At 66.4% G+C, this 1,549-nt stretch carries 2 protein-coding genes; both read right to left on the reverse strand.

The annotated features are described in order from the left end of the window. Positions 1–166: 166 nt before the first annotated feature. On the reverse strand, positions 167–823 hold the full coding sequence (gene rpe / locus RMN84_RS00905; protein WP_309610328.1) for a ribulose-phosphate 3-epimerase: 657 nt from the start codon (positions 821–823) through the stop codon (positions 167–169). A gap of 17 nt (positions 824–840) precedes the next feature. After that, on the reverse strand, positions 841–1,549 hold a 709-nt coding region (locus RMN84_RS00910), incomplete at its 5' end, for an RsmB/NOP family class I SAM-dependent RNA methyltransferase (protein ID WP_309610329.1).

The following is a 1,549-nucleotide window of genomic DNA, read 5'->3' on the forward strand; positions in this document are numbered from 1 at the left end:
CCGAGGAAAAACTGCCCGGCGAGCAATGCATCGCCGCGCGCGCGATCGCCGTCGACATGATCGCGCGGGACGGCGGCAAGACGCAATGGCTCCTTCTTGACACTCATCAGGCGGGACAGCAGCGAGCCCTTGGCCAGCTTGCCGATCACATCGCCTGGCGCCGCGTTCATGCCTCGCCCCGGAGCGCCCGGATATTGGCCGCATAATGGGCCGCCCCGCCCTTGAAGGCGGCGGTGCCGGCAACGAGCGCGGTCGCACCGGCGTCGATCGCCTGGCGCGCGGTGATCGGATCGATCCCGCCATCAACCTCGATATCGATCGCAAGTCCTTGTTTCTCGGCCTGTTTTGCGATCGCCTCGATCTTGCGCAGCTGGCTCGAGATGAATTTCTGCCCGCCGAAGCCGGGATTGACGCTCATCACCAGGACGAGGTCGATCTCCTCCAGCACATAGTCGAGCATCTTCGCTGGCGTGGCTGGATTGAGCGACACCCCGGCGCGCTTGCCCAGCCCCTTGATGCGCTGGATCGTGCGGTGGAGATGGGCGCCGGCTTCGGGATGGACCGTAATGGTGTCGGCCCCAGCCTCGGCAAAGGCATCGAGAAACAGGTCGACCGGCGAGATCATCAAATGGACGTCGAACGGCTTGGCGCTGTGCGGGCGCAGCGCCTTCACCACCGCTGGGCCGATGGTGATGTTCGGCACGAAATGGCCGTCCATCACGTCGATATGGATCCAGTCGGCCCCGGCCGCGTCGATCGCGCGCACTTCCTCGCCGAGCCGGGCGAAGTCGGCGGACAGGATCGAGGGAGAAATGAACGTCACGCTCGACCGATTAGCCGCTAACCGCCCGCCGCGACAAGGCGGGCGATAAAGAAGCCGTCGAGCCAGCCTTCGGCTTCTAGCAGGCCCGGGAGGATACGGACGAAACCGGCATCGGTGGGGGTGATGCAATCGGGGAGTTCCCCGGGCGTTGGCGGCGCGACGGCGAAGGCTGGTGTGCGGCCGAGGAAGGCGGCGACGATCTGCTCGCCTTCTTCCGGTTCGAGGCTGCACGTGGCGAAAACCAATGTCCCGCCGGGCGCAACGAGAGTGCTGGCGTGATCGAGCAGGCGCGCCTGTAATTCGGCGGTCTCGACGATGATCCCCGGGCGAGCGCGGTAGAGGACTTCGGGGTGACGGCGGAAGGTGCCGGTCGAGGAGCAGGGGGCATCGATGAGGACCGCATCGAACAGAGTGCTTCCGAGCCATTCCAACGCATCACCGGTGACGAGATCGGCGGTGAGCTTCGTGCGGTCGAGATTGGCCTGCAGTCGTGCCAGACGACTTTGCTTGCGGTCGAGGGCGGTGACGGCGTGACCGGCGGCGGCGAGTTGCATCGTCTTGCCACCGGGGGCGGCGCACAGGTCGAGCACGGTTTTGGCTGGTGCCGGAATGAGACGCGCGGGGAGCGAGGCGGCGAGGTCCTGCACCCACCAGTCGCCGTCGCCATAGCCGGGCAATTCGGCGACATTCGACGACACTGCCAGCCGGGCGTGGCGTGGTCCGAGC

Source organism: Sphingomonas sp. (assembly GCF_031380695.1).
Lineage (GTDB): Bacteria > Pseudomonadota > Alphaproteobacteria > Sphingomonadales > Sphingomonadaceae > Sphingomicrobium.